Source organism: Anaerosporobacter sp. (assembly GCF_031551385.1).
GTDB lineage: Bacteria > Bacillota > Clostridia > Lachnospirales > Lachnospiraceae > Anaerosporobacter.
On record NZ_JAVBNS010000007.1, the window covers coordinates 23,304 to 39,623 of the forward strand.

Here is a 16,320-nt window from a genome sequence, read left to right on the forward strand (position 1 = left end):
AAAAGGGCAATAATCCTTTAAAATAATTATATAAATATAACTAAAAGGGACTTGGTTTTATGGTGGTAAGGAGGAAAAAGTCTATTACCCAGTAGAATGTTCCTTTTTTGAAAAAGACTAGGAGGCAAAGATGGCATTTTTAAGTGTAGAATTTTATTCGGATTGTTTAAAAAGATGTGTGGATTTTAAAGTGGTTCTGCCAGATGGGGAACAACAGACCCCACTAAAGGCGTTATATCTTCTTCATGGATATGGGAATAGGAACTCAGAATGGGTGCTAAATAGTAACATCACGGAAGTGGCGAAAAAGTATAATCTTTGCGTGGTACTTCCCTCAGGTGAAAATAGCTTTTACTTGGACGGAGAAGCAACAGGTAGAAAATACGGCACGTTTATAGGGGAGGAACTACCTTTGTTTGTGCAAAGGATATTAAGGGTATCTTCCGATAGACAGGATAATTTTATAGGAGGACTATCCATGGGAGGATTTGGGGCTATTCATACGGCATTACAGTTTCCGAATCGCTTTGGTAAATTATTTGCCTTTTCTTCTGCGCTGATTGTATCAGAGGTAATGAAGATGGAGGAAGGTGGCGGAAATGCCGTTGCCAATGAGGCTTACTTTAGACTCATGTTTGGAAAAGAGGAACTCTTAGAGCATGGAGATAGCAATCCAGAGGAATTGGTGAGACGTATCAAGGAGCAGAATGCACCAATGCCTGAAATGTATTTAGCATGTGGAACAGAAGATTTTCTAATTCAAGAAAACAGACATTTTCATGAGTTCTTACAGAAAAAAGAGGTAGAACATGTGTATCATGAAAGTAAAGGGGCACATGATTTTGTATTTTGGAATGAGTACTTAGAACCAGCAGTACAGTGGCTAATGGGGTCCAGTGAGGAGAAAATCGATGAAAACAACAGCATTTAATCCATACTTACCATCATGGGAGTATATTCCCGATGGTGAGCCATATGTGTTTGATAATAGAGTCTATGTATATGGCTCTCATGATTATTATAATGGTCACGTATTCTGTTTGGGTGACTATGTATGCTGGTCAGCTCCAGTAGAGGATTTGGGAAACTGGCGTTGTGAAGGGGTAATCTACTCTAAAACAGAGGATCCGCTTAACAGAGAGGGAAAGATGTGCTTGTATGCCCCAGATATAACGATAGGGCCTGATGGAAGATACTATCTATATTATGTACTTGATCATGTTAGTATTGTTTCTGTGGCTGTTTGCGATACTCCTGCAGGCGAATACAAGTTTTATGGTTATGTGCATTATTCAGATGGAACTAGACTTGGAGAGCGACAAGGAGATGAGCCCCAGTTTGATCCTGGTGTGCTTACAGAAGGAGAAAATGTTTATCTCTACACAGGATTCTGCGGTCATGGTGATAAGTCAAGAACAGGAGCGATGGCCACCGTTCTTGAGAAGGACATGCTAACAATAAAGAAAGCACCAGCTATTGTAGTACCAGGCAGTGAATATAGTACAGGGACGGGATACGAAGGGCATGCTTTCTTCGAGGCACCATCTATAAGAAAGCATGGAAATACCTATTACTTTATCTATTCCTCAGAGGTAATGCATGAGCTTTGCTATGCTACAAGTAGTAAGCCTACAGAAGGCTTTAGATATCAAGGGGTAATCGTGAGTAACTGTGATTTACATATTGACAGCTATAAGCCAGCAGAACTTCCCATGGCTTATGGGGCAAACAACCATGGAAGTATCGTAGAGATTGGTGACAAGTGGTATATCTTTTATCATAGGCATACCAACGGTACATGGTACTGTAGGCAAGGCTGTGCAGAGGAAATCTGCATAAACGAAGACGGTTATATCAAACAGGTGGAAATGACATCCTGTGGCTTGAACGGTGGTCCACTTCCGGGGAACGGGGAATATCCTTCCTATCTAGCATGTAATCTATTTATGGAGGAATCCTCTGTTTATGTCGGTGGGGATAGATTTCCCAAGATTATGCAAGAAGGCAGAGACGGAGATGAGAATGTGGGATATATATCCAATATGACCAAATCCGCTACTGCTGGTTTTAAATATTTTGAGTGTAAGAATATTAAGAAAATCGGAATTGCTGTAAGAGGATATGGATCTGGCGAGTTTGAAATCAGAACTAGCTGGGATGGGAAGGTGCTTTCACGAATCGAAGTAAAATTCTCTAATGTATGGGAGAGTTATGAGGAAGATATCGATATTCCAGATGGCATCTGGCCAATCTATATCACATATGCTGGAGAAGGAAATGTAAGTCTGAGGTCATTTTGGCTAAAGTAGCAATTCGCAGGAGGAATGAAGAGGAAAGTGCTATCGGTGTCTAAAATAGCAAAATTCGCACATGAGACAGCAAGTTTTTGAAAGCTTTGTTTTCTGAAAATTGATAACATTATATTGTAAAATATAATGTTTGGAGAAGAAAGGAGTTCTTATGCGAAGAAAACTAAAAAAACTAGTTGTACTCATGATGGCGGCAGTATTTACGCTAGAGAGTATGATTCCGCAGAATGTCTTGGGGGCAGAAGTGGGAGGAGCAGCACGGACAATTACGCAGAATGTGCTTGACAGCAAAAACACAAATTTTGAAGGTGCGGATGGTAGTGGGGTTCCGTACTGGTGGTATAATTCAAGTGCAACGCTTTCTTTAAGCGATGATTGCTATGAAGGTAGTAAGAGTATGAAGGTTGTTCCATCCGCAGTAGGCAGTTATGTGGGTGCTGCAAGTAACATGACGGATTCGTTGGAAACTGGGGTTGAATACGAATATTCCTATTATGCCAAGTTGGCTGAGCCAGCAACACAAGGACAGGTTGCATTGGTACTGAATTACATTTATGCAGATGATTACTCCGATACAAAACAGGTGTTGGCAGATGTAGATGAGAGTTATACATTTACTTCGGAGAATTGGGTAAATGTAACGGGAACATTTACAGTTGCACCAGAGGATGGAAAAGATATGAAGGGAATCCATTTGGTGTTTTCCGCTGTTGATTCAGATACAGCATTTCTAGTGGATGACTTTAAGGTTGGCACTGCGGCAGCAGTGGTAGGCGATAATTTGATTTATGATGCGCAGTTTAGTGATGTAAGTAGTGCATGGTATGCGTATGCAAGCGATGCCCAATTTACAAGGGGCACAAATGATATTGCTGATCAGGGGATACTTGGTGAGGGCTATGGCTATATTACAGGCAGAACCCAGAACTGGGAATGTATTGGTCAGGATATTGCTGATCGTGTGAAGAATAACACGAACTATCAGATATCATTTTATGCAAAGTTAGCGGATGATTATGGTTCAGAGACAAGAACCATACAGCTTTGTACAACAAAAAAGGATAGCAATGATAGTGGCGACCAATATGATAAATTGACATTAACAGGTGGTTCTGCAACCGTATCAGCGTCAGAATGGACAAAGATAGAAGGAACGCTACTTGTGAAATGGACAGGAGACTTGGAGAAGCTGACCTTTAAGATTTCAGAACAAGGATTGGCATTAAATAATGGTAACTATGGTAGCTTTTATGTGGCAAATGTTCAGATGTATGAAGTAGAGACACCAAAGAAAGAAATTGAGACCAATATCAAGGACTTGAAAGAACAGTTTGCCGGGGACATCAATGCTAAAGCAGGCGTTGCCATCCCAGGGTCGGCACTTAGTGATGACGTGCGAATGGCGTTGGTAACAAAGCATTTTAATAGTATTACTGCTGAAAATGAGATGAAACCGGATTCTATACTTGGCCAACAGCCAAATATCGGAGCAGATGGTTATCCAGTGCTGAATTTTAGCAATGCGGATGGAATTATGGATTACATCTATGATTACAATGAAGCAAATCCAGATAAAGAGCCGATTAAGGTTCGTGGTCATGTGTTAGTATGGCATTCTCAGACACCAGAATGGTTCTTCCATGAGGAGTATGATGCTGCAAAACCATATGTAAGCAGTGCTGTTATGTTGGGACGACTAGAAAATTATATCGCTAAGGTGATGGATCATTTTGACGGCGCAGACAGCAAATACAAAGGCATGATTTATGCTTGGGATGTTGTTAATGAAGCAATCAATGACAGTAATGGTGGATTAAGAACTACCGGATCGAGCTGGTACAACGTATTTGGTGACAGTTCTTTTATTACACAGGCGTTTGTTTATGCCAATACATATGCACCAGCAGATGTAAAATTATTCTATAACGATTATAACGATACAAATGATGTTAAGGCAGCTGGAATCTGTGAATTGATAAAAGAAATCAAGGCAACACCTGGTGCTCGAATCGATGGTATGGGAATGCAGGCACATTATGATATGTCATCTCCTTCTGTGGGACAATTTGTTAGTGCTGCAAAAGCATATGCAGCAGCTCTTGGTGAAGGTAAAGAGTTACAGTTGACTGAGCTTGATTTCAAATCAAGTAATGATTATGATGGTAGTGATAAAAATGCTGAGTATCAGAAACAAGCATATCGTTATAAGGCAATCTATGATGCAATAATTTCCTTGGAAGAGGAAGGAATTGATTTTGGTGCAATTACAATTTGGGGTACTCATGATAGCGCATCGTGGCTACAGTCTTCCAATTCTGTTGGTGGTGCCGCTGATGGTAATAGAAAACAATGTCCATTACTATTCGATGATAATTTCAAAGCGAAACCAGCATATTGGGCGTTTGTTGATGCAAGTAAATTAGAGCCATTTATTTTAAATGGAGTGGCAATCCAGACAAACAATATAGAATCTGCAGTGGTAAAACAGTATAGCTTCCATGCTGGTGATGCCGAAGTAACCTTCTCACCAATATGGAATGAGAATGGTCTTAAGGTGCAAGTAAAGGTTAAAGATGCAACTGTGAATAACACAGATAAAATCACTATTTATGTGGATAGTCAGGATAGCCGTTGTGATGGTGCAAGTGTTGACACCTATACAGTAACAAGAGCACAGGCAACCGTAACAGCCGACGGAAACAATGTAACCACGGGTTACATGGCAGATTTTACAATTCCAGTCAGTGGCTTGGCGGTTATGAAAAAAATTGGTATGGATATCAAGGTTACCGATAATAACACAACTGGTTCATGGAATGACTTGACTGGAAATCAGGAAAATAGCAGTAAGTATTATGGACAAGTAGTAATGAAACCATATATGGAAATCGGTAAGGGAACCGTTACGATTGATGGTACTATTGATAGTATTTGGGCAAAGGTTGATGCAGTACCATTTTCCATTCGTTCCAATTCACCAGAGGCAACGGCAACAGCAAAACTACTATGGGATGATAACTATTTATATACATTGATTCAGGTGAGGGACAGTGTTTTAAATAAAAGTAATGCAGCCGCACATGAGCAGGATTCCGTAGAGGTGTTCATTGATGAGAATAACCATAAAACAGAGTCCTATGAGGCGGATGATAAACAGTATCGAATTAATTTTAGTAACGAAGCATCCTTCAATGGAGCAAATTGCAATGCAGACAACCTTCGTTCGAGTGTAGTAGTAACGAATGATGGCTATTATGTTGAGGCAGCATATAAATGGACAGAAATCACACCAGAAATGCTAGCGTTGATTGGTTTGGAAATGCAGATTAATGATGCTTCGGCAGCAGGTAGTCGTGTTGGAACGATGAGCTGGTATGATGAAAGCGGAATGGGTTGGTCATCAACAGCCGTATTTGGTACGGCAATGCTTGGGGAAACAGTGAAGGTTGATCCACAACCACAGCCACAACCACAACCACAAGCACAGCAAGAACCAGTATCAAAATATAGTGTTTCCATTAATGGTGGTAGCGGTAGTGGTAGCTACGAAGTAGGAACAACTGTCACAATCATAGCAGATGCGGCAGCAAATGGAAAAGAATTTGACAAATGGGTCGTAGAAAGCGGTAGTGTGGAGCTTGCGGATGCGACCAAAGCAACTACAACCTTTACGATGCCAGCACAAGCTGTAAGCATTAAGGCAACCTATAAAACAAAAATTACTTACTTTGCAAAATTCTCAACCAAGAATGTTTCGATTCAAAAAGGAAAAAAATCAACAGCATTAGCATCAGATCTTAAAATAGCTACTGGTGATAAGGTAAAAGAATGGAAATCTTCTAATAAAGAGGTTGTCTCAGTAGATAAAAATGGAAAGATCAATGCAAAGAAAACAGGTTCAGCAGTTATCACCGTTACAACACAGAAGGGCAAAAAGGCATCAGTAACAGTTAAAGTTGTCAGTGGAAAAGTAGCAACTACAAAGTTAACTGTGCAGAATAATGCAACTGGTAAGAACATCAAATCAGGTAGCAGTGTGACATTAAAGGTAAAGAAAACGTTGGAATTAAAAGCGGTTGTTACCCCACTGATTACCTCTGATACAGTAACTTATAGCACTAGCGATAAGAAGGTAGCAACGGTAAGCAGTACTGGAAAAATTACAGCCAAGAAAAAAGGTACAGCGACAATAACAATAAAATCTGGTAAGAAAACAGTAAAAGTAAAAATTGTAGTAAAATAAAATGATGAGACGGACTGTATGGCTGTGAAATAGCAAATACAGTCCGTCTAACTAAATAGAAGGAAGTGGTTGGATGAGATTATCAGCGTTATTTCAGGATGGAATGGTGTTACAGCGGAATGAGAAGAATTACCTATGGGGATATACAACGCCACAGCTACAGGTAGAGGGAGATTTTTCAGAGAAAAAATTTACGACAACAGCTGGTGAGACGGGATATTTTGAAGTGGAACTGCCAATGCAGCCAGTAGGTGGACCATATAAGCTAAGGATAATTGCGGATGAAGTAGCGATTATCAAAAATATTATGGTTGGTGATGTGTTCTTGCTTGGTGGCCAGTCTAATATGGAGCTACCGATTAGTCGCACATTAGAACTGTATCGGGATGAGATTCATGCAACAGTAGAACCGGATATTCGGATGTTTGAGGTGGCAAAGGAATATGAATTTGGTGGAGAAAGAGAAGATGTTTTTTCTGGAAAGTGGCAAGTGGCAGTTGGTGAAGAACTGCTTAGTTTTAGTGCAGCAGGCTATTTTGCAGCAAAAGCATTAAAGGAACGCATAGGGGTTCCCATTGGATTAATTCAATCAGCGGTTGGTGGAACACCGGCAAAGGCGTGGTGTAGTGAGAAAACAATTCGGCAGATGGGACTATATACAGCAGAACTTGACCAATGTAAGGAGGAAGGCTATCCAAAGCGAATCGAGCAGGAAGAGCTAGCTAGGGAACAGAGATGGCATTGTGAAGCGAACGAAGCTTTTGGGAAAACAGCATTGAAAACGGGAACCGTTCATGTGCCAGAATTATGGCGACATGGGCATGAGCTAAGAGATTTTTGTGGTGCTATTCGTTTGAGAAGGCAGTTTGAATTGTCTGCAGTAGATGGAGAATGTGAAGTGGCATTAGGGGCAATGGTTGATGCTGATAAAGTATACATCAATGGAACTTATATCGGCGAAACTGAGTATTGTTATCCACCACGCTTCTATCAGATACCAGCAGGTGTTTTGCGAAGCGGTCACAATGAAATAGAAATTAGGCTGCGGGTATGTCGTGGGCAGGGTGGATTTATGCCAGGAAAACCGTATGGCATTCGGAAAAAATATAGTGATATGTTGTTGCTTGATTTAGCGGGAATGTGGAATTATGAAATTATGGAAGTGATGGAAGAGTTACCATATAACACCTTTTTCAATTGGAAAGCAGCGGCACTCTATAATGGAATGCTGGCACCAATTAGCAAATGGAATATCAGCGCAGTCCTCTATTATCAAGGGGAATCGAATGTTGACGTGTATAAGAGCTATGAAGCTGAGATGAGAGCGTTAATTGCAGACTGGCGGACATTATGGCAAAAACCTGAGCTACCATTTATCTATGTACAGCTGGCGGGATTTTCCGATGGTGAAACCGATAAGCAGGGGCGTGGTTGGGCACTGCTTCGTGCCGAACAGGAAAAACTTTTGGCAGTACCACAGACAGCAATGGTGGTAGCCTATGATGTAGGTGACTATAGTGACCTACATCCATTTGATAAAAAAACAGTTGGAGAGCGGTTGGCATTAGCGGTACGTAAGTTGGTATATGAAGAGGATATTATTGCTAGTGGAGCAAAGGCGGAACAGGCGTGGTGGGATAATGATGATATGATACATATTTCCTTCACTTCTGTCGGAAGTGGTTTATGTGTACGAGAAGGTGAGGCAGTTGTTGGTGGCATTGAATTAGTCGATGAGAATGGTAATACACAGAAGGCACAAGCAATGATTCAAACCTTGGGTGGAGAGCGGAATCTATTGCAAATTTCCGTACCAAAGGATTTTTCGCCAATTCGTGTATGTTACGCGTGGTGGGATTATCCGTTTGAGGCGAACTTATACAATGGGGAAGGCCTACCGATGTTACCATTTTACTTTAATAGAATAGAGAAGAAGTATGAGGGACAAGATGGGAAGAAAAACATTTGAATTAGTAAAACAGAGCAGTTGTGCACCAATTATAGTAGAGCCACAGGCAGGTGAGGGAATTCATCGTATTGCCGAGAAATCAAGACAGGACATAGAGCTTGTAACTGGTGTAAAACCAAGGCTGTTAGAGGAATTGCCAGTAGGGGAGCCATTGGTGGTATTGTATGCAGTGATAGGGAGTAGTCCATTACTGGAAACGTTGGTGCAACAGGGGAAGCTCGACTTGAGCACAGTAGCAGGGCGACGTGAAACGTATGGCATTCGTATTGTGGAACAGCCATGGCAGGGAATTGAACGAGCATTGGTTATTTATGGAAGTGAAAAACGAGGACTTATCTATGGTATCTTTTCCCTATCCGAATACATCGGGGTTAGCCCTCTGGTGTTTTGGGGAGATGCGAAACCAGTTCATCAGGAGGCGTTGGTACTAGACGAACAGGTGGAACAGATTTCAAAAGAACCATCAGTCAAATACAGAGGATTCTTTATCAATGATGAGTGGCCATGCTTTGGGAATTGGACGATGAATCATTATGGTGGATTCAATGCCAATATGTATGACAAGGTCTTTGAACTGTTGCTTCGTCTCAAAGGAAATTACCTTTGGCCAGCGATGTGGACGTCTTCCTTTGCACTAGATGGGCCAGGAGAGGAAAATGCCAGATTGGCAGACAGCTATGGCATCATCCTAGGCAACTCCCACCATGAGCCATGCCTGCGTGCTGGTGAGGAGTGGGATATCTATCGTGGTGAGCAATCGATATACGGCAATGAATGGAACTATGTAACAAACAAAAAAGGCTTGCTAAAATACTGGGAAGATGGCTTGAAACGCAGTGGTGGCTATGAAAGCATTATTACCGTCGGTATGCGTGGAGAGCGTGACAGTATCATGCAAGGACCGCAGTCATTGGCAGATAATATTGCTGTTTTGAAGGATATTATTGAAAACCAAAACCATTTAATCGAGGCGTGTGAAACGGTCTGTCATAAGAAAATACCGAGGCTTCTGGCTGTCTATAAAGAAGTCGAGCGGTACTTCTATGGCGATGAACATACAATTGGTTTGCGAGAATGGGAAGGTCTGGAGAACATTATTTTAATGCTGTGTGAGGATAATTATGGCAATCTACGTGCCCTTCCAGATGAAGCAATGAGACAGCACCAAGGTGGTTATGGTATGTATTACCACCTTGATTATCATGGCAGTCCCGTTTCCTATGAATGGATGAACAGCACCCCATTGGTAAGAATCTGGGAGCAAATGACGGAGTGTTACGAGTATGGAGTACGAGACGTGTGGATGGTCAATGTCGGTGACTTAAAAGGAAATGAGTTTCCGCTGTCTTATTTTTTGACATTGGCATATGATTTTGAAACATGGGGAACAACAGACACGGACAGTCCGAGAAAATTTACAGCAAAATGGCTAAAGCAGCAGTTTGGTAGCTTGGTTACTGCGGAGCAGTTAGTAGAATTGCAGGAAGTGCTGACAGCAGGAATCTATCTGAATAGCTTGCGTAAACCAGAGGCATTAGATGCGTCTGTATATCATCCAGTGAACTATATGGAAGCAGACCGTATGTTGGCAGAAACAGACCGCTTGCTATCGATGTTAGCACAGATAAAGCAATCGCTTTCTAAAGAGTGCCAGAACGCTTTTTACAGTATGATTGAATATCCGATACATGCCTCGATGAACCTGATACAAATGCACCTGTATGCGGGAAAAAACGAACATTATGCTAGACAGGGAAAGAAAATCGCCAACCACTTTGGTGCGTTGGTAACGCAGAGCATCCAGCGAGATAAACAGCTTGGAGAGGAATTTGCCACTGCTTTTGAGGGAAAATGGAGAGGCATGGAACTCGGTAAGCATGTTGGTTTTCGCAAATGGAACGAAGATGGATGTCGTTATCCATTGCGGATGCAGGTGGAGCTATTTGACCGACCACGTATGGTTGTATCGCGAGCAGACAGCACAGATATATGCGTGAAAAATTATGGTCAGCCAGAAGCAATTGAGATTCGTGATTTCTGCTATTCGGGAACGGAGACCGTTACTATCGAAGTGGCGAATGATGGTGTTGGAGCGCTTACATGTACGGTAGAGATGCCAGATTGCTCATGGCTTGCGGTCGATTGGACCAAAAAATCAATTCAAGAACAAGAGAAACTTATCGTATCTGTCAATAAGGACAAATTGCCACTTGAGGAAGAATCTTGCAGCGTATTCCTAGGTGATGGCGATACCGTAGTGGAACTAATTGTTTGTGGAAAAAAGATTACTATGTTAGATTTGCCACCAATGACATTCTATGAAAAAGACGGCGTGACGATGATGTATGCAAATCATTATGCGGAAATTTTGCCAGCCGAGAATGCTCGTATCGAAGTGTTAGAAGGGTATGGGAAAACGGGATATGGCTTAAAGGTATTTCCAGAAGACTGGAGTGGAACATCCTCATTACATAGTACGGCGGTAACATATCGTGTCTATAATGAACAGACAGGCGATTATCAGCTAGAAATCTGGTCAGCACCAGTGAATCCACTAACACCAACAGGTAGATTGTATTTTGGTATTGAAGTAAATGGGCAGACTCTAGCGGAAAGAATCCCATCCGTTTCAGCAAGCTATCAGTCTGGTGACCCCGATAACGCAGAGTGGAGTGATGGTGTGTTGAATCAGATTCGGATTAGTAAGGTCAAACTATCATTGGTAGCTGGTGTAAATGAAATTACAATTCACATGATGGATCTGGGATTTGTATTAGAAGGATTGCTTTTGTGTAGAGATGATAGAACTATCTTGCCATCCTATTTGGGACCGAATGAAAATACATATCAGAAAAACTGTTAAGCATAGAAAGATAAGCGAAAGTATGATAAAATAAAAATTATGATGTGGGTCTCAAAGTCATACTTTTTCATGCAAGCATGAAACGTATGACCTTTTGACCCTTGTATCAAATTATACAAATAGTTCAAAATGATTGGAGGGAAGTCGAGACGAAGTCTGCTCGACAACAACATGAAGAAACTATGGCAGCGATTTGAGGAATATCTTGATAATTATAATATAAAAATGAAGCTGTTGATTTTGTATGTCATCTGCGTGCTTCTTCCACTGATTGTGACGGATAGTGTAATTATCTATACGGTTATTCAATCTGCGCAATTGTCACGCCAGCATAACATGGAGAATATTTCTGGTGCGGTTTCCTACAGCTTTTTTAACAGTATCGACAATGCCTCACGAATTGGCAAAAGCATCTATACGAATCGATATGTTGATCAGTTCTTGGAGACGGAATATGAGTCACCATTAGATTATGTTACAAGTCGTCAGTCTTTTATGAAGGATACCTTATTTGACAGCGGTTTTGGGTTGGATAGTACGCTGATTACGATGTATTCGGATAATGAGACAATTGTTAGTGGTGGCGAATTTGATAAAATTTCATCAGTATCAAACAGTAAGTGGTATCAATATCTGCAGGAATCGGGACGTGACCAGATTTTGTGTTTCTATTACGATGACAGTAAGAGTCCCGCGGTGAGTGCCAAACGAAAAATCGTATTTGTTCGTAAGTTGAATTTCTTTAATAGCCATAGAGAGAAGTTGATAAAGCTAGAAATCGATTATAGCAAAATGGTTCGTAACCTTGTAGAGATGAATTATGATGTGCCAATTTATATTTGCCTTGATGGTAAGGTGATGTTGTCAAATACAGGAAGTTCTAGTATTGTTCGGGATTTTGAAACATTTACAAGGAAAGCGGAGGTTGGTTATGTCGAAGATGTAAGCTTGTATGGATTGGATTTGAAAATCTATGTGTTGAATCCAAAGGTGATGGCGTTAACCGAAATCTCGTCCAATCTACCAGTTATCTTGCTACTTATTGTTGTAAATGTAGTATTGCCATTAATCCTAGTGCGTGAGATTAACCATTCTTTTACGACTAGATTACGTGAGTTAAGTTGTGTCTTTGAATGTGTCGAGGATGAAAAGCTGGTAGAGATCAAGACGGTTCGTGGCAAGGATGAGATCGGTAGCCTGATGCGCAACTATAATAGGATGGCAGTACGAACCAATGATTTGATTCAGACCGTTTATTTAGACAAGCTACGTGAGCAGGAGATTAATATTGCCAAGCAAAAAGCTGAACTGCTGGCATTGCATAGTCAGATTAACCCACACTTCATGTTTAATGCTTTAGAGAGCATCCGTATGCACAGTATCTTAAAAAAAGAATTTGAGACAGCGGAAATGGTAGAACGACTGGCCATCATGGAGCGACAGAATGTTGAGTGGGGAAATGACTCGGTCGAGATTTGTCGTGAAATGGAATTTGTGAAGGCGTATTTGGAGATTCAAAAATATCGTTTTGGTGACAGGCTTTCTTATATGCTTGATGTGGAACCAGAATTTTACGAATACAGGATACCGAAACTAACTGTCGTAACCTTCGTGGAAAATGCTTGTGTGCATGGGATTGAGAGTAAGACGGCACCAGGATGGATTTTTGTAAGGGTATTTCGGGAACAGGAGAATATGTGTCTGGAAATTGAGGACACGGGTGGCGGTATGGAAGAATCATTTATGGAAGAGTTATATGATAAGATGGTGAATGCCAGCATTGAACGATTGCAGGATAAGGGACGAGTGGGAATTATCAATGCTTGTCTGCGGTTAAAAATGGTTACAAATGAGGAAGTGAGATTCGAGCTTGAAGGTGAAAAAGGAATGGGAACGACAGTACGAATCTGGATACCACTTGATTATTGTGGATAAGGGCGTGTTTAAAACAAGCCCTAGGGAAGGGGATAAGTATGCTTCGAGTATTATTGGTGGATGATGAACCGTTTATATTACAAGGATTAACAGTACTAATTGACTGGCAGAAGGAGGGCTTTGAAATCGCTGGAACAGCGGCAAATGGCGAGGAAGCTTTGGAATTCTTGCGGGAACAAAAGGTGGATTTGATTATTGCGGATATTCGGATGCCGATTATGACTGGGTTGGAGCTGTTGGCGAAAATCCGAGGCGAGAAGCTGTCAGATGCTTATTTTGTTATTCTAAGTGGTTATGCAGAATTTTCTTATGCACAGGAGGCGATTCGCTATGAATGTACGGATTATATCCTAAAACCCGTTGAGCGTGAAGGACTGTTGATGCTGTTGCGAAATGTAAATCAAAAGAATACCTATGTTGAACAGGAAAAACTGAGCAGTCGTGAAATGGAACGAGCATATTTGGCAAGAAACAGTATTGCAATAATCCAAGGCAAATTCGATAACCTTAATCTTGAATATGTTAGAAAGCATATGCATCTATCAGAACAGGTTCGCTATATTGAAATCGAATTGGATTGTCCAGAGGCAGAAGAAGAGAATACCGATGAGGATAAACGGGAATGTCAGCGTAAACTCTATCAGGCATGTCTTGACTTTTTGGAAGAGGATGGCGGACATTGTGTCTTTGATGTGTCCGGTCATGAGAAAATCTATGATATTGGATTCGTATATTGTGCATATATGGCGGAGAGTCGTGAGCTAAGTGAAAAGGAATACCTCGAACAGTTTTTGAATTATATACAGGGAATTATTCATGTACCAGTGATTATGCTGGTTGGCAAGCAGGTGGTCGATATCGCCAATGTAGCGAAGTCCTATCACACTACCTGCATTCTGCGTTCCTTACAAGGCTTTCGAGCAAAGAAACAGATTTACTATTATGAAGAAGAGATGCAGGTAACCAGCAGTGGTACGGTATTATGTGAGAATAGTCTCGACCAGTTGTTACTAGCAGTAGAACAAAATGACCGCACGATGATTCGAAAGAGCATCGATTTATTCTACGAAGAAATGCAGCAGATGGGGCTGACTGCAGATACGATGACTTTAAACATCAACTATCTATTGTTTCGCCTAATCCATCTGGCAACGAAGCAGGATGATGGTGTAGATCAAGAAGAGATTATGCGTTTGATTAGTGAAAGTACCTTTATGGAAGGAATTGAACGTGGCAGTAAGGCACATTTGACGCGCTTTGCTTGTGAGTACGCTGATTATATCGAACAGCTACGCAAGAATGTATCACGTGGGGTTTTAGCTGATATTGAAAAAGAGATTCGCGAGCATTATAGTGAGAATCTTACACTTAAGGGATTAAGTGAAAAGTATTATGTTAACAGTGCCTACTTAGGACAGATGTTTCGCAAGAAATATGGTCAGTCATTTAAAGATTATCTGAATATATATCGTATAGAAACAGCGGCACTCAAGCTGATTCGTACCAATGAAAAGATATATCAGATTGCCGAAGGTGTTGGGTATCATGATTTAGACTATTTTGTGAATCGATTTATACAGGTAAAAGGCTGTACACCGGCGAAATTCAGACGGCAGGCGCAGCTAAAACAGGAATAGATATATGGACGAAAAAACCCGATAAAGTATGGAATTTTTATTCTATACTTTATCGGGTTTTTTCCTATAGTTCTCCCGATTGTTTGGAATCTCAAATCCGATATAATTAACTTATAAAACAAAGGGAGGTATTACATATGAAATTAAAAAGAATTGCAGCAATGATGCTAGCTATGTCAATGATGGTATCAGCACTAGCTGGCTGTGGTAGTAGCAACAAAGGAAACAACACAAAACAAGCAAGTGGAACAGAGAGCAACAGCAAGGGTGACAGCAAAGGTGACAGCGATGGGGAGAATAATGTAAAGATAAAAGAATTTACCGCATTTTTCGCAGTGCCAGGTTCTGAGATTAACGATGACAATGAAGTACAAGAAAAAATTGCTCAGATTACAGGCGCAAAAGTAACAGAAGTATGGTTAACTGGTCAGACAGCAGAAGAAGCAGTTGGAACAATGATTGCTGGTGGGGAATATCCAGACTTCATCGATGGTGGAGATGGTATGAAACAGCTTTATGATGCTGGTGCATTAGTAGCACTTGATGATTATATTGACAAGTATCCAAACATTAAAGAATTCTTCACAGAGGAAGAATGGGATAAATTACGTCAGGATGATGGACACATCTATTGGATTCAACAGTTTGGTAACATCTATGGCGAAGAAAAAGCAACAACACATAATGACGAAGCATTTTGGATTCAAACAAGAGTATTAAAATGGGCAGGATATCCAACAGTTAGAACGATGGATCAGTACTTTGATTTGATTGAAGCATATAATGAAGCAAATCCAACACTTGATGGGGAAACGAAAAACATTCCATATACAATTCTTTGTGATGACTGGCGTTACTTCTGTTTGGAAAATGCACCTGAATTCTTAGATGGTTATCCAAATGATGGTTCTGTTATCGTTGATCCAAAAGAGTTGAAGGTTATTGATTACAATACAACACCAACAGCGAAAAAATATTTCGAGAAATTAAATGAAGAGTATCAAAAGGGTATCGTTGACCCAGAATCATTTACCCAGTCTTATGATGAGTATATTTCTAAGCTTTCAACTGGTCGTGTACTTGGTATGATTGACCAATGGTGGGATTTTGCATATAACGTAAATGATTCATTAAAACAGCAAGGACTTGATTTAGAAGGATGTAACTATGTTCCACTACCAATTACAATTAGTGAAGATGTGAAAAACCAATGGCATTGTTCTGGTGGAATTTTAAATGTAGCAAGTGGTTTAGGAATTACAACGAGCTGTAAAGACGTTGAAGGTGCATTACAATTCATCAATGACTTACTTGGTCAAGAAGCTCATGATTTACGTTTCTGGGGTGAACCAGATGTTGATTAC

8 protein-coding genes are annotated in these 16,320 nt (G+C 40.7%); all 8 read left to right on the forward strand.

The window, feature by feature from the left end:
- Positions 1-130 precede the first annotated feature (130 nt).
- Positions 131-931, forward strand: coding sequence for an alpha/beta hydrolase (locus tag RMR19_RS00905; protein ID WP_310601672.1), 801 nt, complete (start codon positions 131-133; stop codon positions 929-931).
- Positions 912-2,309 carry a family 43 glycosylhydrolase gene (locus RMR19_RS00910; protein WP_310601673.1) on the forward strand — a complete coding sequence of 466 codons (1,398 nt, stop codon included), beginning with the start codon at positions 912-914 and terminating at the stop codon, positions 2,307-2,309. Before RMR19_RS00905 ends, RMR19_RS00910 begins: the two co-directional genes overlap by 20 nt.
- Before the next feature lie 151 nt (positions 2,310-2,460).
- Positions 2,461-6,552, forward strand: coding sequence for an endo-1,4-beta-xylanase (locus tag RMR19_RS00915; protein ID WP_310601674.1), 4,092 nt, complete (start codon positions 2,461-2,463; stop codon positions 6,550-6,552).
- 73 nt (positions 6,553-6,625) lie between these two features.
- Positions 6,626-8,521, forward strand: coding sequence for a sialate O-acetylesterase (locus RMR19_RS00920; protein WP_310601675.1), 1,896 nt, complete (start codon positions 6,626-6,628; stop codon positions 8,519-8,521).
- Positions 8,502-11,384 (forward strand): glycosyl hydrolase 115 family protein, encoded by a 2,883-nt coding sequence (locus RMR19_RS00925; protein WP_310601676.1) that lies wholly within the window; start codon positions 8,502-8,504, stop codon positions 11,382-11,384. Before RMR19_RS00920 ends, RMR19_RS00925 begins: the two co-directional genes overlap by 20 nt.
- A 171-nt stretch (positions 11,385-11,555) precedes the next feature.
- Entirely contained in the window at positions 11,556-13,319 is a 1,764-nt protein-coding gene (locus tag RMR19_RS00930) for a sensor histidine kinase (RefSeq protein WP_310601677.1), read from the forward strand.
- Positions 13,320-13,357: 38 nt separating this feature from the next.
- Positions 13,358-14,956, forward strand: a complete 1,599-nt coding sequence (locus tag RMR19_RS00935) for a response regulator transcription factor (protein WP_310601678.1) — start codon at positions 13,358-13,360, stop codon at positions 14,954-14,956.
- 137 nt (positions 14,957-15,093) lie between these two features.
- Positions 15,094-16,320 (forward strand): sugar ABC transporter substrate-binding protein (locus tag RMR19_RS00940; RefSeq protein WP_310601679.1); only part of this gene is annotated, 1,227 nt, incomplete at its 3' end.

Excerpts from the sequence above, each read along its gene's own strand:
- RMR19_RS00905 (WP_310601672.1), top strand. The coding sequence starts at position 131 with ATGGCATTTTTAAGTGTAGAATTTTATTCGGATTGTTTAAAAAGATGT.
- RMR19_RS00910 (WP_310601673.1), top strand. The coding sequence starts at position 912 with ATGAAAACAACAGCATTTAATCCATACTTACCATCATGGGAGTATATT.
- RMR19_RS00915 (WP_310601674.1), top strand. The coding sequence starts at position 2,461 with ATGCGAAGAAAACTAAAAAAACTAGTTGTACTCATGATGGCGGCAGTA.
- RMR19_RS00920 (WP_310601675.1), top strand. The coding sequence starts at position 6,626 with ATGAGATTATCAGCGTTATTTCAGGATGGAATGGTGTTACAGCGGAAT.
- RMR19_RS00925 (WP_310601676.1), top strand. The coding sequence starts at position 8,502 with ATGGGAAGAAAAACATTTGAATTAGTAAAACAGAGCAGTTGTGCACCA.
- RMR19_RS00930 (WP_310601677.1), top strand. The coding sequence starts at position 11,556 with ATGAAGAAACTATGGCAGCGATTTGAGGAATATCTTGATAATTATAAT.
- RMR19_RS00935 (WP_310601678.1), top strand. The coding sequence starts at position 13,358 with ATGCTTCGAGTATTATTGGTGGATGATGAACCGTTTATATTACAAGGA.